This is a genomic window from Fibrivirga algicola, from assembly GCF_011742925.1.
In the GTDB taxonomy this organism is placed as follows: Bacteria; Bacteroidota; Bacteroidia; order Cytophagales; family Spirosomataceae; genus Fibrella; species Fibrella algicola.
Window position 1 is genome coordinate 471,467 of the sequence record NZ_WAEL01000001.1, and the last position, 23,646, is coordinate 495,112.

At 43.5% G+C, this 23,646-nt stretch carries 12 protein-coding genes, 1 tRNA gene and 1 pseudogene; 9 read left to right on the forward strand and 5 right to left on the reverse strand.

What is annotated here, in order from left to right:
- Positions 1-3: 3 nt before the first annotated feature.
- The 3 genes from F7231_RS01905 to F7231_RS01915 all read right to left on the reverse strand — a co-directional run bounded on the left by F7231_RS01905 (position 4) and on the right by F7231_RS01915 (position 6,560).
- Complete coding sequence (locus F7231_RS01905; protein WP_166690701.1) at positions 4-4,467, reverse strand: CusA/CzcA family heavy metal efflux RND transporter; 4,464 nt, start codon at positions 4,465-4,467, stop codon at positions 4-6.
- Between the two features lie 195 nt (positions 4,468-4,662).
- The gene (locus F7231_RS01910) at positions 4,663-5,052 is read right to left on the reverse strand and encodes a hypothetical protein (protein ID WP_085410215.1); all 390 of its coding nucleotides are present in this window, start codon (positions 5,050-5,052) and stop codon (positions 4,663-4,665) included.
- A gap of 128 nt (positions 5,053-5,180) precedes the next feature.
- Positions 5,181-6,560, reverse strand: coding sequence for a lipopolysaccharide biosynthesis protein (locus F7231_RS01915; protein ID WP_085410214.1), 1,380 nt, complete (start codon positions 6,558-6,560; stop codon positions 5,181-5,183).
- 336 nt (positions 6,561-6,896) lie between these two features.
- Here F7231_RS01915 and F7231_RS01920 point away from each other — a divergent pair, with 336 nt between their 5' ends.
- Positions 6,897-7,829: a hypothetical protein gene (locus tag F7231_RS01920; protein ID WP_166690702.1), complete on the forward strand. Its 933-nt coding sequence runs from the start codon at positions 6,897-6,899 to the stop codon at positions 7,827-7,829.
- A gap of 163 nt (positions 7,830-7,992) precedes the next feature.
- Complete coding sequence (locus F7231_RS01925) at positions 7,993-9,336, forward strand: MBOAT family O-acyltransferase (protein ID WP_310589266.1); 1,344 nt, start codon at positions 7,993-7,995, stop codon at positions 9,334-9,336.
- Positions 9,337-9,402: 66 nt separating this feature from the next.
- Here F7231_RS01925 and F7231_RS01930 read toward each other — a convergent pair whose 3' ends face one another.
- Complete coding sequence (locus F7231_RS01930; RefSeq protein WP_166690704.1) at positions 9,403-10,602, reverse strand: dipeptidase; 1,200 nt, start codon at positions 10,600-10,602, stop codon at positions 9,403-9,405.
- A gap of 167 nt (positions 10,603-10,769) precedes the next feature.
- On the opposite strand from F7231_RS01930, the gene ubiE reads away from it, so the two are divergent.
- The 7 genes and pseudogenes from ubiE (at position 10,770) to F7231_RS27885 (ending at position 19,469) form a co-directional block, all read left to right on the forward strand.
- Positions 10,770-11,513 (forward strand): bifunctional demethylmenaquinone methyltransferase/2-methoxy-6-polyprenyl-1,4-benzoquinol methylase UbiE, encoded by a 744-nt coding sequence (gene ubiE / locus F7231_RS01935; RefSeq protein ID WP_085410210.1) that lies wholly within the window; start codon positions 10,770-10,772, stop codon positions 11,511-11,513.
- Positions 11,441-12,196 (forward strand): type IX secretion/gliding motility protein PorT/SprT, encoded by a 756-nt coding sequence (gene porT / locus F7231_RS01940; protein ID WP_166690705.1) that lies wholly within the window; start codon positions 11,441-11,443, stop codon positions 12,194-12,196. The genes ubiE and porT overlap by 73 nt, the downstream gene beginning before the upstream one ends.
- A 139-nt stretch (positions 12,197-12,335) precedes the next feature.
- Positions 12,336-12,410 (forward strand) — tRNA-Val (locus F7231_RS01945).
- Between the two features lie 943 nt (positions 12,411-13,353).
- Positions 13,354-14,193 carry an abortive infection family protein gene (locus F7231_RS01950; RefSeq protein WP_166690706.1) on the forward strand — a complete coding sequence of 280 codons (840 nt, stop codon included), beginning with the start codon at positions 13,354-13,356 and terminating at the stop codon, positions 14,191-14,193.
- A 90-nt stretch (positions 14,194-14,283) separates the two neighbouring features.
- Positions 14,284-14,979, forward strand: a complete 696-nt coding sequence (locus F7231_RS01955; RefSeq protein ID WP_166690707.1) for an FRG domain-containing protein — start codon at positions 14,284-14,286, stop codon at positions 14,977-14,979.
- 1,103 nt (positions 14,980-16,082) lie between these two features.
- Positions 16,083-18,014, forward strand: a complete 1,932-nt coding sequence (locus F7231_RS01960; RefSeq protein ID WP_166690708.1) for a hypothetical protein — start codon at positions 16,083-16,085, stop codon at positions 18,012-18,014.
- Positions 18,015-18,959: 945 nt separating this feature from the next.
- A pseudogene (locus F7231_RS27885) lies at positions 18,960-19,469 on the forward strand (DUF7149 domain-containing protein).
- A gap of 915 nt (positions 19,470-20,384) precedes the next feature.
- On the opposite strand, the gene F7231_RS01965 reads toward F7231_RS27885, so the two are convergent.
- Positions 20,385-21,956, reverse strand: coding sequence for a hypothetical protein (locus F7231_RS01965; RefSeq protein WP_166690709.1), 1,572 nt, complete (start codon positions 21,954-21,956; stop codon positions 20,385-20,387).
- Positions 21,957-23,646: the final 1,690 nt, after the last annotated feature.

Here is a 23,646-nt window from a genome sequence, read left to right on the forward strand (position 1 = left end):
CTATCAGGGATTACCAAGCAGGTAGGTGATGTAGAGAATCGATTGATTGTGCTGGTTGAGCAGGTCCAGGTATGACGAGCGGATGGTCAGTGCCTGTTGTAGGGCCAGTGAGAACTCAACGTACCCAATGTCGCCGCCCCGGAAAGAGCGCCGGGCATTGGTTTGAATAAGCTGGGCCTGCGTAAGGCCATTCTGTTCGTAGTAGGCCAGTGCTGTCCGGTATTGGTCATATTGGCCAACCGCCTGCTGTAGCTGTTGATTCAGCGCAAACTGACCCGTTTGCAACTCGGTTTGGGCTACCTGCTCGCCAACGCGTGCCGCCTCGATACGTGCTTTCTGTGCCTTACCGAGTAACGGAATCGTAACGCCCAGTTGACCACCCATAAATCGGTGACCAGCCCCAAAATAAAGCTCTTGCCCATCGATTAGTTGATTGCCAATCAGTGTTTGCGAGAAGAGGCCGACCAGGAAATCGGGTCGTAAACGGGCTTGCTCAACTGATCGGGTTTGTTCCGCTACCCGAACCTGCTGTTGCAACTGACGTACCTGCGGATGCCGTTCCAGTGCGCCTGAACTTGCCTGCGCATAATGCAAACTATCAGTAGCGTAGGGGAGCATGAGTTTGGGAAGCGCCTGATCGGTAATATCAAGCGCATCGGGGCTAAACAGGAGCGTTTTCAGACGGGTACGTGCGGCAACCAGTTCAGCTTCGAGTTGGGCTAGTCGCACGCGCTGATCGGCCAGTTGGCTCTCGGCTGTGGCCTTTTCCAGACTACCGGTTTCGCCCGTTTTGAACCGTAGATTGGCCGCCTGCACAAACTCGCTTAGCAGGGTATCCTGCTGGAGGTATAAGCGGCGACGTTGGTGCAGGTAGTTGAGTTCATAATAGGCCGCTTTCACCTGATAGCGCAGGTCATTTTGCGCAACGGCGACTGCGGCCTGTCTGCCAGCTACTGTCTGATCGTTGAGGTCAGCGAGGCGGCGCATCAGTACCGGGTTTGGAATCGTATGCGACACCGTCAGGTTGTTGTCGAACCGGCGGCTGTTGTATTGACCGAGCAATACGGTAGCTGATAACCGGCCGGCATCATAAGCCGTTCGGCGCAGCGCCTGTTGTTGCGTAACGTTCAGATTGGCAAGTTGCAGTTGCGCATTGCGGCTGCCTGCCCGCTCCAGCGCCTGGTCGAGCGTCAGGGTTTGCAGGGGAGCCACCTGCGCCCAACCTGCCGACGTACCCAGTAACAGCAGCACTACTGCGTTGAGGATAGGGGTAGTCGCACGCTTGTTCTTTTGACGGGCCTCCTGTTCCACAGTTTTTCGTTCAATCAGCGAGTAGAGGATGGGTAGAACAATGAGCGTTAATAAGGTGGCCGTGAGCAGGCCGCCGATCACAACGGTAGCCAGCGGTTTTTGGACTTCTGCCCCGGCCGAGTTTGACAGGGCCATGGGAATAAAGCCAAACGAAGCCACTAAGGCAGTCATAACAACGGGGCGCAACCGGATTTCGGCCCCTTTTCTAATAATCTCAATCATATCTGTCAAGCCTTCTTCGTGGCGAAGGCGGTTGAATTCGGCAATAAGAACGATTCCGTTTAGTACAGCCACACCAAACAGCGCAATAAACCCGACGCCCGCCGAGATACTAAATGGCATACCCCGAAGCAGAAGGGCAAATACACCACCGATAGCTGCCAGCGGAATGGCCATAAAGATCATCAGGCTTTGGCGGATGGAGTTGAACGTAAAAAACAACAGGGCGAAAATTAGCCCCAGCGCCACTGGCACGGCGATACTGAGCCGCTGTTTGGCATCGACCAGGTTCTGAAAGGCCCCACCGTAGGTGATCGAGTACCCGGCCGGCAGCTTAACCTGCTGCCCTACTTTTTGCTGTAATTCAGCAACAATGCTTTCAACATCACGCCCGCGCACGTTGAAACCAACTGTAATGCGCCGCCGGGTCTGGTCGCGCTGAATCTGATTCGGGGCCTGTTCCATACTTACCTGCGCTATCTGACCCAGTGGAATCTGTTCGCCGCTGGGCGTTGATACGTATACATTCCGAATGTCGTCGATCGATTGACGCTTGTCTTCGGCCAGTCGAAGTACGAGATCGAACCGTTTTTCTCCTTCAAAAACCAGCCCGGCCGACTGCCCGGCAAAGGCAGTGTTAATGGTCTGGTTTACATCAGCTACGTTCAGGCCATATTTGGCAATTGCATCACGATTGAGCTTAATCAGGATCTGCGCCAGACCAGCTACTTGCTCAACATATAAATCGGCGGCTCCGTTAGTCTTTCGAATCAGCCCTCCTACGATGCCAGCGAGTCGTTCCAGCTCATTCAGGTCTTCGCCGTAAATTTTCAGGGCTACGTCCTGACGCGCGCCGGTCATCAGCTCGTTGAACCGCATCTGAACGGGTTGCTGAAAACCGAAGGTGACCCCGGGAACAACAGACAGCGCCTCTGCCATTTTTTCAGCCAGTTCATCGCGGGTAGTGGCCGAAGTCCATTGATCTTTAGGTTTCAGGATAACCATCATATCCGCCGCTTCAATAGGCATGGGGTCGGTTGGGATTTCGCCGGAACCAATTTTGGCGACGACCTGCTCTACTTCCGGAAACTTTAGCAGAATACGTTCTCCCTTTAGGGTAGCGTCAACCGTTTCGCTCAGCGAACTACCAGTCAGTGTGCGGGTATCAACGGCAAAATCACCTTCGTCGAGCTGCGGAATGAACTCGCCGCCCATCTGCGAAAAAGCGACCAGTGCGGCCACCAGCAAGAGCATCGCCGCACCCAGGATCAGGGCGCGGTATTGCAGTGAGCGAATGAGCACCGGTTCGTAAACACGAAAAATGCGCTGCATCAGCTTATCCGAGAACGATTCCTTATGCACTACCTTCTTGCTCAGAAACAGCGCCGAAATCATGGGTACGTAGGTCAGTGACAGAATGAAGGCACCCAGAATGGCGAAGGCCACCGTCAGCGCCATCGGCCGGAACATTTTACCCTCAATGCCCGATAAGGCCAGAATAGGCAGGTACACGATCAGGATGATAATTTCGCCAAACGCCGCCGACGAACGAATACGGCTTGCCGCCCCAAAGACCTCTTCATCCATCTCCTGTTGTGTCAGCACGTCCGCATTGGTCGCATCGGTGGGGTGGCGTTCACTGACCCGCTCGCTTTTCCGCAGGTGAAGGTGGTGCAACGTGGCCTCAACGATAATCACGGCACCGTCGACGATCAGGCCAAAGTCAATGGCGCCCAGACTCATCAGGTTGCCCGATACGCCAAAGAGGTTCATCATCGACACCGCAAACAGCAGCGCCAGCGGAATGACAGAGGCAACTACAAAGCCCGCCCGGAAGTTGCCCAGCAGCAGTACCAGCACGAAAATTACGATCAGTGCCCCCTCCATCAGGTTGCGTTCAACCGTACCGATGGCGCTGTTTACCATCTTGGTCCGGTCCAGAAACGGCACAATCGCCACACCTTCAGGCAAGGTTTTCTGAATATCGGCAATGGCTGTTTTCACGCGCTTGATCACGGCCGACGAGTTCTCGCCTTTGATCATCATCACCAGTGCCCCAACCGTTTCACCTTGCCCATTGCGCGTAACGGCCCCGTAACGTACCGCCGAGCCAATGCGCACGGTCGCTACGTCGCGTACCCGAATGGGCACCCCCGTTGCACTGCCCTCGTTTCCGGACTGGACCACAATGTTGGCAATGTCATCAGGCGAGCCGATGAGACCATCTGACCGGATAAAATAGGCATTGGGCTTTTTATCGATATAAGCCCCACCCGTATTCTGGTTGTTTTGCTGTAATGACCGGAACAAATCCTGAATGGTAATGCCCACACTCCGGAGCCGATCAGGGTCAATCGCGATTTCGTACTGCTTCATCAGCCCGCCAAATCCACTGACATCGGCTACACCGGGCGTACCCAGCAACCGGCGGCGGATGGTCCAGTCTTGAATGGTACGCAGGTCGGCCAGGCTATACCGCGACTCGTAGCCTTTTTTAGCGACTACCGTATACTGAAAAATTTCGCCCAGGCCGGTTGTTACCGGTGCCATGTGGGGAGTGCCTACACCGGGCGGAATCTCACCCGCGATGGTCTGTAGCCGTTCGGCAATTTGCTGTCGGGCCCAGTAAACGTCGGTGGCATCGGTGAAAACGACGGTGACGATCGACAGACCAAACCGCGAAAATGAGCGCAGTTCGGTAATGTTCGGAATGCTCGACAGGCCCACCTCGATCGGAAACGTGACCAGGCGCTCAATATCTTCGGCGGCCAGCGACGGGCTGCTGGTGATGACCTGAACCTGGTTGTTGGTGATGTCGGGAACTGCGTCGATGGGAAGCTGGGTAGCCGACCAACTGCCCCACATGACCAGAGCCAGTGTGAGCAGGCCAATAATGAGTTTGTTCTCGATGGAGAACTTGATAATGGCATTCAGCATGGAAAATGCGATTGAATAAACCGTGTCGCGTTATGTAAGGCGGCACTACCTGACTAGGCAGCGTGCGCTAAGTCAGGTGGTTGACAGACATTTTAAGATCGGAACTGCCGGCTGAAGGCCGGTTGGGGCAGCAGAGAATGCCGAACCCGGAAAGCTAGTGGAAAGGGCATTATATACCCTTCGTAGCCCTTCGATCTACCGTCGGGGGGGATTAATCAACGCACGGATGGCGGTAAAGGCGTAGAGATCAGCCTTCCGGAAAAAGGTGGCTTTGGCCAGGTGAAGAACCGACATTGACTCCGACGTAACGTCGAGCCGAAGTGGGGTAGGAGTTGAGATTGAAAGCGATTGACCCGCAACCGGCAGGTTATGGTGGTTGTGACTGGGGTGCTTCTGGTGATCCGAGCTGGCGTCGTAGTGCATCATCAGAAACGAGAAGAATCCCAGCGACGCGTCGGTCTCGCGATGTTGCTGGTAATGATTGGCTAACTCAACCCATCTGGCCGACTGGTCGATACCAAAGCCGGGGAGCAAACTGCTGCCCAGCATAAGGTGAACCAATAAAATTGCCAGTACCGATTTCATGAACGATGCTCTTTGACTGCGTAACGCAACACCCGTTCGAAAGTTTCGTCAGGGCAAGGGTGCTACGGTATTTATATTGATTCGACATACCACCCGTTGGCGTACCCATTAGGTAGATCGAGCCCAAGCTATTCAGACCAAATTCCTTTGGCGGTGCGCGAAACCAGTTTGTCGGCCTGGATTGTACCCAGCAACGTACCCAGCAACAGCGAAATAATAGACGCAATAATAATTCCCTTATTACCCATATTCAACCCCCGACCCAGATACACGCAAAGAGGAATGTTGATGGCGGCTCCGGCAAGGGCAGTGAACAGTTGCATTTTTACTTTCCCGAATCCGTTAATGACGGTCACGGTAATGTTGTTCCAGCACGACACCAGCACAAAACAGGCCATGAGGACATTGAGCGACCAGGACGTTTTAAAGGAGGGGCCGAGCCAGATCTGGTACACCTTTGTCGATACCAGCAGCATAACGCCTACCACCAGCAGGATAACGAGCCAACTCAGTTTCAGACGGGCATACGACTTCTTTACCCAGGCCAGTTCATTCTTTGCATAGGCTTCCGTAAAGGCTGACCAGAACGGCGAGATAATGACGAAGAAAAAGGAGTTGACGGCGTTGTAATAGCGGAAAACAACGCTGTATTCAGTAACCGACTTGGGGCCGAATAGCTTGGAGATGAGTACGTTGTCGGTGTAGAAGATAACGACACCAGCCAGTTGAATGATGAAGAACTTCAGCCCGAGACCCATCAGCTTACTCCGGATGCTGAAATCGACGGATTTCAGAGACGGGGCAAATTCACGTAGCTCGCCCTGGTAATAATACAGGCTGAAACCGATCAAAACCACCACCGGCACAATCGCCGACATGATAGAGACCGACAACAAATTGCTGTACCCGCCCAGGCCAAGCCCCCATATGCCAGCCACCAGACCTACGTTGATAATGAGGTAGATAGCATTGGAGAGAGCCGTCTTCTGAAGCGCCAGCAGCACATATGAGACGGTATCGAGCAGGATCTTCAGGCAAAACCCTGCCAGCGTTACCAGCACCAGCAGGCTAACGTAGGAATTGGACAGCCGGACGTTGAGCACGTATTTCCAGTCGACCAGGTAAATGGCTACGCAGGCAACTAGCAGGAGAGCAAATTGAATAACGGCAAATAGCACGTAGGCCGTGCTAATGTAGGTGCGTCCGGTTTCGTGGTCTTCCTGAGCTACGACCTCGGCCAATCGGTTACGTAAACCATTGCCCAGCCCAATGTCGAAAAAGGAAGCGAACGTAACCAGCGAACTGATGGCTGTCCAGATACCGTATTTCTCGTCATGTAGCAACCCAAGCGTAATGCGTACCAGAATAAACGAGAGCACGATGTTGCCGCCCTTCACTAATACGCTTGCTACTGAATTTTTGAAAGCCTGCCTGCTACGAGGATGCGCCGTTCGGACGAAACTGACCCGGTCGGTCAGCCATACGGTCAGATTACGGCGTGTATTCATACTTATCGTAAATGGTTATAGAGTTGTTCTGTAGGAACAGCAAAAGTAAGGAACCTGCACCGGATATCGCCACTTCCCGGAGTAGACCAGACCGGTAAGCGTAAGATTAGCGCCTAAAAGGCTGATTTATTACCAAAAAATATATATTAAAATGTTTTCATGTTTATAGGATAGCTGGGGTACCCTGCATTAGGCAGATCGATTAATTTCCGAATCCTTCAAATAATTAACTAACCATAGTCACCTTTCCGTAAGCACTTAAGCTGAAGAGCATCTTTTACTTTACATTTGCTGAAATTTCTGTGGTGGTACCAGTTACCCCTGAATGAGCGTAAAATGATCCAGTTTTTTGTAAAATTAGGCCTATTGGTCAGTTGTTTAGCCATTACGCTCTTTGCACTCTATACAAAGGCTGTTCAGCAAGATACAACGAGTTATTTCGCCGCAATGGTGGATAAGCATCAACGCCTGGATGCGCTGGCGGGTAAGCCTCGGCTGATACTGGCCGGAGGCTCCGGAGTTGCCTTTGGTATTGATAGTCAGCTGCTTGAAGATAGTCTTGGCATTCCGGTTGTTAATATGGGTCTGCACGCCGATCTGGGTTTACCGTTCATGTTGAAGCAGCTACAGGCCATTGCGAAACCTACCGATATTGTTTTGTTTACGCCCGAGTATTTCCTTACCTATGGCGATGATTATACGCAGTTTTATGTAGGCGATTTTTACAAGCCAGCCCTTGATTTTATGACCTTCGACGGCCCGTTTGATTATGCCGTCCGTCGGATAAAATATTACCTGTATCGAATTCGGACCAACTTTTTTTTAAGCCCGGATACGAATGCACATCCACGGATTGATGACACCACATCGGTCTATTTTCGAGGCGCATTTTCAGCACGTGGCGACCTGCTAAGTCCATTAAATAATAAACGGTCAACGGAGCTGGGAAAACTGTTTCTGCCCGACAGAGCGTACACAACCGAGATTGGGTTGATGAGCACGATGGTAGCGGCTTTGCAGCAGCGGGGAACCACGTTGCTGGTTTTGTATCCGGCCTTTTCGGAGTCGCAATTTGCCGTCAATAAAGAGGTGATCGCCCATTACGTGGCGAAGCTGAACCAAGTGAAGCACATTAAGTTGATTGGCTCGCCGGAGCGCCACCAATACCCTGACTCCTGTTTCTTCGATACCCCTTACCACCTGACAGGGCCGTGCCGCCGGGAGTATACGATGCGTATTCTACACGATTTCAAGGCCACCCGTAACTAACCTCGCGCCGTATATAGATCGACGCCCGTCGCTGATTTTCTGCACCATGCTATTTAACTCCATTAGCTTTCTCCTCTTTTTTCCAGTAGTAACCGGTGTCTTTTTCGCATTACCCCATCGGTACAGGTGGGCGTGGCTCCTGGCGGCGAGCTGCTACTTTTACATGAGTTTTGTGCCCGTCTACATCCTCATCCTGTTCTTCATCATCCTGGTCGATTATGTAGCGGGCATCTGGATCGAAACAAGCACGGGACATCGGCGAAAGGTTGCGTTGTATATCAGCCTGCTAACCAATATCGGCTTACTGGTTGTCTTTAAGTACTACAATTTCGTTGCTGATAACCTGCTTACGCTGGCCGAAACGCTCAACCTTTCCTGGAGTATACCCTTCATTACCTGGGCGTTGCCCATCGGCCTGTCGTTCCATACGTTTCAGGCCATGAGCTACACCATCGAAGTGTACCGGGGAAACCAGAAAGCTGAACGGCATCTGGGCATCTACGCGCTGTATGTGCTCTTTTACCCGCAAATGGTGGCCGGCCCCATCGAACGACCCCAGAATATCCTGCACCAACTGCACGAAAAGAAATCATTTAGCTACGAGAACGCCGTGTCTGGTCTGTTACTGATGGGCTGGGGGATGTTCAAGAAAGTAGTCATTGCCGACCGGCTGGCACCGCTGGTCGATCATGTGTACAGCCACCCGGCCGACTTTATGGGGCCGTCGCTGGTGATTGCCACCATTGCCTTTACATTTCAGATTTTCTGCGACTTTTCGGGCTACTCAGACATTGCCATCGGTTCGGCCCGGGTGATGGGCTACGACCTGATGACCAACTTCGACCGGCCTTATTTTGCCAAGAACATCACCGAGTTCTGGCGTCGCTGGCATATTTCGCTCTCCACCTGGTTTCGCGACTATGTCTATATTCCACTGGGCGGAAACAGGGTACCCCGGTCGCGGCAGGCGCTGAATGTTATGATCGTTTTCATGCTCAGCGGACTTTGGCATGGCGCCAACTGGACGTTCATTATCTGGGGCGCTCTGCACGGCATCTACCTGGTCATTGAATTACTGCTGCGGGGCAACAAAAAAGCCACGGCGGAAACGGGCAGTCTGTTGAAGCGCGTAGGTCAGGTAAGTCTCACGTTTACGCTGGTTGCTTTCACCTGGATTTTCTTCCGGGCGGGCAGTGTGAAAGATGCGTTCTATATCGTAACGCACCTGGGTACGGGCTGGTCTGAAACGATGCGGCAACTGGGCGATCCGGCCTTTGTGCGCAACAATATCCTGCTGAGTGAGACGAAGTATCTGTTCATCGCCGTGCTGATCGCCGTTGTGGTTATGGAGGTTGTGCATTACCTGCAACGCGCTCCCAACTGGGTGTTGCGCTTCCGGAATCAGCCGGGCTGGGTACGCTGGAGCGTCTATTATGTAGTGGCGTTGTTCATCCTGCTCTTCGGTGCCTATGATAAACCCGCCCAGTTTATCTACTTCCAGTTTTAGGCAGGATGCAGACGCTGGGTACGTTGCTACCGCACGCATTGGCTACGTACCCAGCGCAAAGCAAGGCTATTTTTTCTGCTGCTGGCTCATGACGCGCAGCAGGTTACCGCCCCATATTTTCGTGATAGCCTTCTTCGAATAACCCCGTTTTACCAGCGCCTCGGTCAGGTTGCCGATCTCGCTGACGTCTTCGAGGCCATTGACGCCCCCGCCCCCGTCGAAATCAGAGCCGATCCCTACATGGTCAATACCGGCGATCTGCACAATGTGGTCGATGTGATCAACGATGTCGGATAGGCTGGCACGTTCGCTGCGGTAGACCTGCTTCACTGAGTCGCTGCGGGCTTGTTGGCGAGCGGCCTGTTCGGGCGATGATACCCGGCCGATGTTCGCCATTCTGACTTTGGTGAGTGCCTGCCGGTAGGGTTCAGACGGTTTGCGCAGGTAATCACTGACGAAGTTTACCTGAATCACCCCGCCGTTTTTGGCAATGGCGCGAATCATGTCATCGGTCATGTTGCGGGGAAAATCGCAGAGGGCGCGGCTGTTGGAGTGCGACGCAATGACGGGGTATTTAGTCAGGGCCAGCACATCGTAGAACGTCTTGTCGGATGTGTGCGAGATGTCGATCATGATGCCGAGGCGGTTCATTTCGGCCACCACTTGTTTGCCGAAGGCGCTCAGGCCATCATGAAGCGGCCCATCGGGGTCAGTCGACGAGTCGCAGATGGCGTTGTTGGCGAAGTGGGAGAGGGTAACGTACCGACAGCCAAGGTCATAGTAGGTTTTCACCAGCGACAGGTCTTCACCAATCGGGTACCCGTTTTCCATGCCGATGAAAACGGCCCGTTTGCCCGCTTTCTCAATCCGGTACGCATCGGCGGGTGTGGTAGCCAGTTCGGCCATGTCGGGGTATTTTTTCAGGGCATCATGAATCAGTCTGAACTGGTTCAGCGCGTTGCGTTTTGCCTCGGCATGACCCGCCGGGGTACGTTGCCCCTGCGCCAGGTACACGGCGAAGAACATGGCATCCATGCCACCCTGTTTCATGCGGGGAAAGTCGATCTGCGAATTGTCGCGCTTCGTGTTATGCGTAACGCCCACATCGAACCCCTCTTTTTGTAGCATCGTGGGTGCATCGGCGTGGGTGTCGAGCGTCAGAATGCGCTCATGAAGCCGGGCTGTTTTTTTGGTGGGCGGGTCCTGGGTGAACCCCACAAAAAGCGCCGAAGCGAGCAATGAAGGCAGTAACAGAGATCGGGTCATGCGGGGAGAGCGTTAAGAAAAAGCAAGTATAGCCAATGCGAAGCGGTGATGGGCCTCACGCCCCGAAACTTTCCGTGAAAACAGCCGGTTAAATCAGTGCGTATGTCCCCCTGAATGTAGTTACGCTCATCCTGTCGTTTACTTTCTACTTCGCTCTTTAAGCACCTATGGCCGTTCTTCCCTACAAAGACAAATCCACCAGCAAGCGTGAGCAGGTGGGCGAAATGTTCGATACTATTGCGCCGAAGTATGATTTCCTGAATCACTTCCTGAGTGCGGGTATTGATATTCTGTGGCGTAAGAAGGCCATCCGGCTGCTGAAGCCTTTTGCCCCCAAGTACATTCTCGACATTGCGACCGGTACCGGCGACCTGGCTATTGAGGCGCTGGCCCTGAAGCCGGATAAAATCGTTGGCGTCGACATCTCGGAGGGGATGCTGGCCGTGGGGCGGCAGAAAATGAAAGAGCGCGGCTTCGACAAGGTCATCGAGATGCGGTCGGGCGATTCGCAGGGTTTGCCATTCGCAGACAATGAATTCGATGCTGCCATCGTTTCGTTTGGGGTACGTAACTTCGAGAACCTGCTGGCCGGTTTAACCGACATGCAGCGCGTAGTGCGTCCGGGTGGGGTGTGCATGGTGCTCGAATTCTCGAAACCGCGTACCTTCCCGTTCCGGCAGTTCTACGACGTGTATACCGCCCACGTGGTGCCTTTCTTTGGCAAACTGGTCAGCAAAGACACCTCGGCCTACGAATACCTCAACGAATCGATGCGGGCTTTTCCGGATGGCCCCGATTTTATCCGGGTTTTTGAAGAAGCCGGTTTCAGCAACACTAAATGGATTCCACTCTCGTTCGGCATCGCGTCGATTTACATTGGTCAAAAGCCGTCCGCAGCCACGCGGCCATAGTTGTCATTCTGTTGCTGTTCGCTCAGGTAGCCGCGGCCCAGTCGACCTACAAGTACACGCGGAAGCATAAGGAAGACTACGACGACAAGCTCGTTCACTTTGGTTTTTATTACGCGTTGCCTTTTACGCGCTACAACATCACGTACAGCCCGGCTTTCCTGAACACGGCCGACTCGACGTTGCGCATTACCTCGCCTAACAATGCGGGTTTCCGCGTAGGCTTTACGTTCAATGCCTTCCTGAACGATAACTTCGATTTTCGGTCGAATCCCGGCGTGTCGATCTATTCTCGGTCGGTCAACTACGCAATGGCGAGCGGTAATGAGAAAAGCGACGTGCGCGAATCGACCTGGATCGAGCTGCCCTTCCTGATCAAGTATAAGTCGGCGCGACGGGCCAACTCGCGCATGTACCTGATTGCCGGTGCCAGCCTGGGCATTGAAACGAACGTACGCCGCCGCGAAGCCATCAGCCAGGGTCGGCTCAATACCAGCACCACCGACCTCAGCGTGGAATACGGCGTTGGGTTCGAGCAGTTCTTCGAGTTCTTCAAGTTCGCGCCTGAACTCCGGTTTTCGCATGGTATTCCCAATGCCTTCAACGGTGGCACAGGCAGTTCATCGAGTCAGGGCATCAAACGGCTGACCTCGCACAACGTAACGCTCTATCTGAATTTCGAATAAAAAAAAGTTTGACGGCAACGTACCTGAAAGCCAGTCAATTGTAAGAAAGTTTAACTTTTTTTCGCCCCAGGGCTTGCAAAAGGGCCATTTAGACCCCTATCTTTGCATCACCAAAACGGAAAACACCGGCACGGTAGAAGGGAGTTTAGCTCAGTTGGTTCAGAGCATCTGCCTTACAAGCAGAGGGTCGGGGGTTCGAATCCCTCAACTCCCACATTGATTATTAGCCAGTTAGCTTAATTGCTGACTGGCTTTTTTATTTTTACTAACACGTTTACTAACACAATATATTAAAACCTAACCATATTGAATATTTCAATGATCTAACCACTTCATGAACGTACCTGAGTTTTCTCCAACTTGTATATTTACCATTAGCACTAACTGACGTTAACTACTTTTCCTATTGTGGTTATCATTCCTGTACTTCTCTTTAACACTATCATATGTTCATTGAAGTAGTGACTATACGCCTTAAAAGTCACACATTCATAAGTTACTTGCAATTTATATATAAGAGTATAAAAGACTAATTATCAGACAGATGAGATGGCTGTATCTGTCGTAAACTTTGATGGGAGGAGCATGCAAATAGCCCAGAGCAGTGCGTTAGTGAAATAGTGAACTCTATACTGTACTAAGAGTATGTCTTCTACACAGGTAGAAACACTTCAATAGATAGAGTATAGAGCTTCTTCATTCAAGAAGTACAAATACAGATGTTACATGATGATAAATCCACTTCGCTGTAAAACCTAATGTGGAGTGTCTGATATAAAGAGATAATTAGGAAGCCCGTTTATGGCCCTAATAAGACAGATTGATAAACTAATACCTACTTTCGAGGCATATTACTTGCCCTGCTAACCTAATTGCTTATAATTGTTTTAAAATACGTCTCTAGTAGACAAAGTAAAACAGAATGATAGGTTAAACTATAATCGCCTATATTTCAATATTTGTAGTATAGTCCTTCTACGTGCAAAGTTTCGTTGAGTGACCCGTTCATGTCAGTGTGTAGTCTATGTAATGGGCAACACACTACCAGTTGATAATGAGCGCCTTTGTGATTATGTTGCGTACCTACCGACAGGGTAATGTCCGTTGGACAGAGTATGAAAAGGCGGTAAAAATTAAACAAAATACTATTTACACATATGGCTAAAATTAATTACCGTGATAGGCAAGATTTAGAAAAACTATTACAAATGAGAGGTGGATATATTTTGGATTTTAGTGATAGCACCTTCAGGAGCTTCGTTCACGACGTTGTTGAAAGAGACATAAGTGATGAAAAGTACAAAGCCGTAGGAAATTCCAAGGCTAATAGGCTCAGGACCTTTTGGGATTTAGAGCCAAATCATGTTGTAGGAAATTTGATATATGAACTAGTGTTAATTGCTAAAGATAAGCCACAAAAATATGATGATTTGTCAGGTGTAGCAGAATTTCCACATAAAGATTTAATCGATAGGTGTTTCAGAATTGCAAGCACACTAAAGGGAGACTCTATAATTGAAGATATTGATGCCATACAGGCTATCAATTCTGATAAAGATTTTAGTTTTATAGCAAAATCAATTAGAGAAAGTATAGAAAGAAACGAACCCGAAAGTGCTTTAGATCGACTGCATACTTTTGTTATGAAGCTAGTCAGAACCTTGTGCGAGCAACATGGCGTAGTTTTTAGTAAAGAAGAGTATTTAGATGCTATTTTTGGTAAGTATGTGAGACATATCAGAAATAATAAGATGATTGAATCAGAGATGGCTGAAAAGATTTTAGTGTACTCAATTTCTGTAATTCAATCATTTAACGATATTAGAAATAACAGAAGTTTCGCGAACGATAATCCAGTTTTAAACTATGACGAAAGTATTTTAATATTCAACAATGTCACAAATATGGTCAGATTTATTAATAAGATAGAAGATAAAATTCCTAAACCTGAGGATTTTGAGGGATTCAGCTCAAATTGGGAAGAACTACCATTTTAATATTTTGATATAGTAAGCTGTCGGATGCAAGCCAAAATGATTTGCTTGTTTTTTTTAAATTGATATTAAATAATTTTAAAAGTAATTATAATGAAAGTTTTGGAAATTAATAGCTTTCTTGAGTTTCATCAAATAGTTGAAAACTATTCTGGAAGTAATTATTTATTTAGGGGACAGACGAATTTTGAATGGGAATTAATTCCAAAAATTGGTCGTCCAGGTTTTGCAAGAACAATTCCTTCAGTCTTTAGAGAAGATTATCTATTAAGGTCTTGGATGAGATATTCCTCTCATATTATAATAAGAGAGCCAATAGATCAATGGGATAGACTCTCTCTAGCTCAACATCATGGTTTGGCAACTAGGCTTCTTGATTGGACAAAAAATCCATTAGTAGCTTTATTTTTTGCAACTTTTGATTTTAGTTCTGAAGAAGATGCATCTGTTTTTATTTTTGATTTTAAAAATGAAACAACCCAGACAGAAAGATTAGATCCTTTTACAATCACGTTTTCTGGAGTTTTCTACCCTAAAGGAATTACTGCTCGTGTTATTAGTCAAAGAGGAGTCTTTTCATTTTCCAATAATCCACAAAAATCATTAGAAGTATTAATGCCAACTTTTGATTTTATCAAACTAAAGATAAATGGGGGTGCAAAGAAATCTATTCAAAAAAACCTTGAGCAGTATGGCATAAACGAATTTTCGATTTATCAAGATTTAGATAATCTTTCAAATTATTTAAATCGTTTTGTTTTAAGTAAGGAAATTGATAAAATTATTTAAAACATATTACTGTTAGCATCAGCTTGCTGATCGAGTATTCATATAATGTGAGCCTACATGAGCGTAACCGTCTCGTCTGGTAAACAAGTCCGGTGACTTAGGCCTCTCTGGGCTGGTTTAGTTGAGTGCTTAGTTAGTTAGTCCTACGACGGGGTGTTATCTCAGACGAGGGACTCACGGAGTAGGCCTAAACGGCCACCCAACCAAACAAAATTAAAGAGTCTGGGTACGTATTGCGCGGCGAGTAAAGTGACTTCCATCAACCCTTATCTTTGTTGGGGAGCATTAGCGCATTCTCTAAATCATCCAATGTTAGTCATACATCACTTAGGAGTAAAAAGAGGCATTTTCGATAGAGGTGCTTGTAATGCTTTTTTGCATGGGGTTGACATGAGTGACCCATCTTGGGTTATTTCAAAGTCAATAAGCGGAGCATTAACTAACTGGAAAAATAAACTTGTTAAAGTCAATGAGCAATATCCCGTAAATGGAGCGTTGAATGTCATTAAGCCTACTTTACAATGGGGAATGTACAAATTTGAAGGGGAGGATGGTCTATATTGCCCGGTATGTTTCGAAAACCGAGGTTTAAAAATCCCTTGTTCAAGGGTAAATTCCAATCACTATAAGTGTCCGATGTGTAATGCAAAAATGAGTTAAGACATGTGTGCTTAGGCAGATTACCATGTCTTGAAATCCGATTAATGCTCAATAGGATGATGGGTATAAAGCTGTACAGACGTTGTACATGTTCAGTGTTTTAGTCATTAGTTCTTTGTAGGCTTGAATGTCTTGTCCAAGAAATTAGGTGTTTTGTGCTTTATAATGTTTGGTGATAGATAGTGCCCGTTCCTTACCGACTAGCCGCGTATCTAACGACAGGTCGGCATTTGTTTTATGGAACGTGCATGAAACAACAATTTCAACCTTTGCTAGACCGTTACCAACTTTTAGTTCTTAAACAAGCTTGAAATAAACTTATTTACGTGGTGGGTATGTTGTATATTATATGAATATATTTGGGAGTCGTAACCATACTTGCGACCTAATCGTATATGAGGAATAGTGATTATAAAAGGATATCATTTTATCCGAAGAATGATTTGGCATCAGATGAATATTTATTGAAAAGTGAATCTGTATTAATGAGTGAATTAAAATCAACATACGATATTAATGATATTATTGAATTTTATAATATAAAAAAATACATAGACAATGATATGTTCTTGGGGAAATGGAACAATAATGACATTTTAAGCTTTAAACAGAGGGTATTAAGCTATGGAAAAATTATAGGAAAATTCATGTCAAATATAAATGACAGTAATTTGTTCTATTACTTTGACCAGCTTTTATTTGAATACATAGAACCATTTTTTGAGTTAGTTGAAAATCAAAAAATATTTAAGCATATTTCGTCAGGTAGTATCACTAAGATATTATCTAATGAACCTTTTGTGATACACACTATTTTGCATCATAGGTTAATGGTATCTTATTACTCTGAACCACTAAAATCTTTCTTACTGACATATCCCGAAAGCGCACAAATATTACTATCAAAGTATGAACTACAGAAAGAATACAATTTCCAAGAAATATACTTACCTAATAATTTGTCGATTCTAGAAAAAGAGAATATAGTTTCAAATTATCTTGATTCTGATATTATAAACTTGAATTATATAAATCTTATATTAAGTACTAGAAATCAAATAAACTTTAAGATTTCAGACAAAACTAGACTAAAAGCTAAACGCAGATACAAAGCGGAGACGAATAAGCTCTTTCTAGAACAAAAAAATGATGCTTCCAACACATATGAAGTTTCTGTTGTATTTTCTGAGAAAACGCAATTTGTAAAAAATAAACAACTTAATAATAAACTTATAGAGTTTTCTTATAACTTAAAGTTTATTAAAAAAAATAGTGATTTATATTTTCTTTACTTAAATTTCTATATACTTTTTGAGTTCTTAGACAATCAGTATAGAATAAACCTTGTAAGCAAGGAGAGTTACATAGGTGTTTTGGAAAGAACGCTAGGGCTTCATTCACAAAACGCATATAGACGTGGACTTTATTTTAAATCGCTTGAACTATCATCTTATAGTCAAACGGTAATTTATTATAAAGTGTTGATTGACGAATTAAAAATTTCACTTGAAGAGGTTTTAGTATATGTGTACACTTCGATATTAAGCAAAAAATACAAATTTGCGAGTAATGCTAGACTTTTAATGCCATCAGCAAATAATTCTTTTCTTGAAAGAGTAAGATTGTTAGCTCCCGAATTTGAATCTGTATTAAAACAATTTAAGCTTTATGTAGAAGAGGGATTTATAGATTTTGAACTTCTACAAATATCATCTTCACCTTGTGCAATCAAGGACATACCAAGTCTCGTTCATAATAAGTACATCTATTTTAATAGTGAAAATATCAGAATTAAAAATTTTACACGTTTATTATTTTCTGATCAAACTTTACTTTCTTATGTAGACCCATACAAGGAGAAACGCTATCGTAATTTATATGACCTGCTATCAAATGAACAAGTTAATATTGATTGTTATAAAAATTACCTTAAGCCGCAAATATATTACCTTGTAGAAAATGATATTCTTGTTATAAATGATGATGGTTTGATGCTTTGGAAGAATATTGAAAGGGTATCAATATTAAAAGATTTGTATAAGAATGAAGTTGCTTCATATCATCACTACTCTTTTAGCTATCAATTAGAAGTCGATAAAATGTTGACTGAAGATATGATCTACTTTGAGAGTTCTTTATTTACAAGACCTGAACAAAGTTACTTTAACTATAATCTAAATAGAAGTGAGTTTACTAATGGTTTGGATTTAAGAAATAGCTACCTGCATGGTACTCAAGCAAATCATGAAGATACACAAAAGCATGAACATTCATACTTCACATATTTAAAACTTTTAGTTTTGGTTATATTCAAAATAGAGGACGATTTAGCTGTTTATTTACGTGTAAATAAGGGCACTGAATTAGAAACTTAATATAACACTTACTGTTTATAAAAATTTGTTCTTTGTGAGGCTTATAGCATTTAAAGAAATATGTTATTTATAAATGGTATGATAACAATTATAAGTTCTTGTTATAAATGTCTTAGACGGCATGGATTGAAAGATTAGTTTTTTGTGCTTGACGTATTCTCTCTAAGGAGGTTGCTTAGAGTATAAGATAAAAAGGACTATTTGATTACCAAGTTTGTTCATTATCAAATGTATCCAACTCATATAGCCCCCGCTTGTCTTCATTGTGAAATAATAGAAAGTGGCGCACGTGCTTGCGAAAGAAGCTGAAAGTTAGATATGCAGACGAAAAATGGAAAAGCTATCAGATACGTACTATAGTAACATTCTGAGCACTGTTGACCGGAATGTAGTGAACCGACTTACTTATCTGTATTTGAAAAGGCCCAAAGGACACATGTGTGTATATGTCCTGAAGGGCGAAAGCCTATGAAGATAGTTGTACTTAAGAACTACTTAGCTTGGTTTTATTTGAAAACAACAGTTCGTTGTAGCGTACACTGTGTTAATGCGTCTCCTAAATCGAAGTCAATCTTTGCGCTAACCAGTAGTGCGTTGGATGTCAGACTGAATCAGAACAACAACCTTTAATCTTAATTCGCAATAAACTGCTTGTCGTCTGGATGAGAAGTATATGATAACTGTGTTGTTGGTATATTAGGCTTGCATTCAGCTTCCTACATGACAAGACATAACGCAGGCGGCATAGATTCAATGCTTAACCACAGCTTTGCTTTTATGAGGCTGAAAGCTTTAGTTAATTAGACTGTCCGTTGCACAAACCGTCAAATGCAACTTAAGTTACTATCTCTGTCTGAATCGCTTTAAAAGGCATACCGGCTTCAAGTAGGCAACCGTTAACAAATAGACCACTTCGAAGCTGGTTATTTAAAGTTATTCAACCCAATCAATGAACAGGAGAGTGAGGAGAACGTCAAAGGTCATTTGATGGACTTCTTAAATGAGGTCTATTATAAACAAGCGTATATTGTAGCACCATAAGGCAAAACAGATTTTGTCATTCATACATGTAAAGATGCTAGTCGTTTTAAAGTAAAGAAGCCTACTAATAAGGGTGAAATGGTTACTCACCAAAGCCTCTACGTTAAAGCCTACCATGAACTATTACTTTAATACTTTCAGGAACGCATAGAGGCCCATAATAGTGACATACGGTATTGCGTCCTTACCAGCGTCTATGAATGGTTCGTCTTTAATGCGGCAATAGCTGACCGGCTGTTCTTTCTGAATACCCATTTGACTAAAGAGTATAGAGCATGGGCAAATGGCCAGAAAGTCAGCACTAACAACGACTTGTTTTGCAATGAGAAAGGCAAACCATTTTTAGCAGGAATGGATGAGGAAATACCGTTTACTTATTTCGATCTACGGGCCTATCAGTCCATTGACCGATAGTGACCTAGCTAATGATAAAGCCCCGTTACCACTTTATAAGTTACTCTCACTTACGCTGTACTCTTGATTAAAATTTGATATTGTCTCTTTTGAAAGACACTGTTGAGTTGTACAATTTTCCAGCCATATAGATAAAGATTATAATACAGGCATTAATGTAGCCTATAAGAAGTTGTAGAGCACAAAGCGAAGGAACAATTACTTTTAGTATTACATGTTTGCTATAAACCACAATCTTAAGCCAAGTGGTACTAGTATACCACCTGAAGGTATAAATCGCTTCCTTGAGCTTACTGTACTGCTTATTTGGATCATCTAATAACTTTACCTTACTGTTGTTTGTGGCTTAAGAACATAACTACGTTTTTTTTTGGGGCTGTAGTTCATTAGTTCAATATGACTCTACTGTAAGATTAATGAAACAATCATTTTGCGCACATAAGGAGAGATTGATAGATACAATATGAGAAATAGGTAAAACATAAGATTAAGGTGCAAAACATTACTTAATACAATACAATACAATACAATACAATACAATACAATACAATTTACATTAATCTATACAAAACGATATATAAGTTAGTGTTCTATCTTATCTAGATAAATAGTCCATTATTTGGAATCAAACTTACTATATATTAAACTACGTTAAGTAAGATTTCTAAGAAAGTTATATGCCGTTACTTTAGCTTCAAAGGATTTAATAAGATGCTTTAAACTACGTGATTTGCCAACAAGATTTGTGTATTATATAACTTGAACATTACTTAATATTTAAGTAAATAATAATAAAATATAAATCATATGTAGCTTAATGTCAGGCATTTGTCCAATTATAACAAATTGTTGTACCTGGACTTAAGCTTTTAGTATGTTTTAGTGTATAACACTACTAGTATAATGTTACAATTTTTAATGACTAGTAGTCCACTTAATTTCTAGATATTCTGATTTCATTTTAGGACGTTTACCAATTGAGGCTTCTAATTCCTTTGTCATTACAGATCGAACAAAGGCTTCATTCTCAATTGTAGTGCAGATCGAGTCATGTATAGTGAATATTGGCACATCAAGTCGTTCAGATGAGATTCGTTGTGCAATTCGGTTTAAGAATACTTCTGACTCTATACTCTGTAAAAGCAAAGCCATTGTAGCATGATCATTATTTTTTATAGAAGAGAATAACAAATCTACATTAGGAAACAGTTCTTTGAACATGTTCTTGTTTTCTTCTAACCCAATATGATACTCGCTATTATTTGCAAAGAAGGCGGTAAGTGCCATTTTCTTAGGGTTTACTTTACTTTTAGGGTAATGCTCTTTTATAGCTTCACCGACATATCTATAAAACGTACCATTTGATACTACTTCTACATACCAGAGCCAATCACATGCAATATCAACTCTGTAGTGTCCATTCTCCTCTACTGCAGAAATGGCGTGTTTATAGCCTAATCTTTCATCTAGCTCTAAACCTGTATGCAAGAAATGGGTCATAGATACAATTTTGAAAGTGTAATTTCTCTGGCTATTAATTGTACTCGCTTCAAGCGGATTTTTAAAAGAAGTTGTCAGGATGTTAATTATGCCATTTATCTCTGGTTTAATTCTTCTTTGTATTGAGAGAGGTAGGTCTGTAAGCTTAATCTTTGAATCGTATGAAACTTTCTCTGACGAATAAAAAGCTTTATTAAAAAGCACCTGCGCTAGATATGGTTGTGAATTACTCAAATCTATACATACTAAAGACTTGTTATTATATTTTAAATAATCACGCAAATCTTTTTTCATATTAGTCAAAACAGTATGAAGTCTGTATCCACTATTATCTATTAGGAAGCTATAGTCTTTCTCTTTAACTTTTAGTATAGTACGTTTGTACGAATTATACTTGTGTATAACTTTCATTGAAATTGTCTTTTTGCGCTTTCCATTGCTAGTCATGGTTTTGCTATCATACCATTCATTAATCCAATTCATGGCTGGCTCATATTCAATTTGCAAACCGTTAAACCATTTTATTAATTCAGGATATTTAGTAGTTGCCGGTTCATTATATCTTATTCTAAATCTTTTAATTTTTGTTATTAATTTTTTATACGACAACTTTACTTCAATTGTAGGGGTCAAATACTGCTCTTTTAACCGATAGCCTTTAGAGGATACACCTTCTTGGTAAGAATCATTTTTTTCAATAATGTTGTTATACACCAGATAGTTCAAATATAGCTGGTAATTTCCTAGTATTACTTTCATACTTTGCGAATGCAAGGCAACATAATGTTTACTCAATGACTTTTTATCTACTTTTATCCTGCTCATTTGATCCATAATTAAATCGATTAAATATATAAAACCATCATACTTATAAGAAAAGTCAGGACGGCTTGACCTTATCAGAGTTTCAATGTCTAAATTTTCTGGAATTTGACAAATGATACTTTGAGCCATAGGCTCATGTAAATTAGCTAGTTTAGATTTCATATTTTTAATATATGGGGTATGTTATAATTACTTCTTATCATATTCCCTTACCAAATGAGTGGCAAGCAATACTTACGATCTATCTTAAGATTTGTAGATATTCTAGAGGCTTACTTTTGTATTCTCAATGCTTATGACCAATATCCACGTATCACCTGTTGATTTTGTACCGAATGCTGAACTGATTGTATTTTAAAATAGTTCGATTTTGAATAAAGAAAATTTTGCCTTTATATTAATGAATGGATAAATTAATAATTGGTATGGTTTATCTTTTTTTAGATAAATTATTTAGTTTATTTAAATAATAATTGGAAGGCTAAAATATTATATAAATATTTTATAACTAGCTAAAATCACTTTGCGATGTTTTCCTGATATATCGTAATATTTATGATTTGTACAAAATACGTAGTTGTAAGCCAGAATCAATTCTATTGGAGTCGAAGCTATCTAAATGTATATTAATGGTTGTCGCATCCTTGTAATCCATTGCCTATCCGGCACGAGATTAGCATGTTGGGCACGTTACTGCTATGGTGCTAAGCCAGCACAGGTACGCTTGACAGGTCAGAAGTGAAGGAGGGTATACCTGAAGTGCTGTTTTTTGGTCAGAAGCCTCTTTTACCAATAGAATCTACCTTTGCTTGAGCTTTCTACATTAATGTCTATACCGATAGCAGAAAAAGTTTAATCTTGCAGGTACTACAAGATTATCAAATTGAAGCCACTAGATTTGCTCATTTAGATGCTATACATTAAGATGGTACCTTCGTTTCAACCTTTGACCATGAGTTGTAAGTGAACCTCTGTCCATATAGGCCTGCACTCTGCTTCGAAACTGGAGTAAAATTTATAGTATTATTATAACGGCATATCAGCAACCAACTTTGAAGACAATAAGATAACTCTTCAAAATTTGATGCATGCCCATTACAGACACCTGTCTACTAACAAGAAAAGTATTTATTCTTGTCTCCTAAGTCTACTTGGTCCCTACTTCGATATATACGGTGTACACATGACTAATCCAGATCTAAAGCCACTATTAAAGACGTTTTGTCGAGACAAATGAAATAATGTATTGAAAATTCAAAGTGAACATGCACCAGAGTGAGAAGGCTAAAAGCACATTAAGCCCTACGCTGTATTAAGACCAATGGTTTTGTTGAACAGTGTATGGATGTGTCAGGTGTCTGCTAAGTTTGAAAATGATTCTATGAAGGCAATCGAAAAGGCTTAACAGATGAAGCATAAGTTATAAGCTATATGTATCAAAAACACAATAATCGTTTACTTTCGAAGTTTTAAAGCTAGATTTTGTGATACTCTACTGATTTAGGAAATTGCCCATTTAATAACTATGCGACAAAGAGAACAAAGAGTAGTATAAAATTTAAGTATTCTGAATCTGGAAAATCGTATATTAGAACTTAACACAACTTTTTGATAGATCGAGCACGATTATATTGGCTTTTGCTCACTGCTAATGTATATTTGAAAGGAACAATTAACAATTGGAATTATACTATGAATAAGCTTCATAGATGGCTCATAATAAGCATATTCGAATAGGCTAAGTATGACTCTTCGACATCTAGACGTATATATAAGTATAATACCTCGTTAGTTTATTTCTTTATGTGTTCCAAGTTGCTTAGTACCAGCTAACCAAGTCTGGCCATCTTAT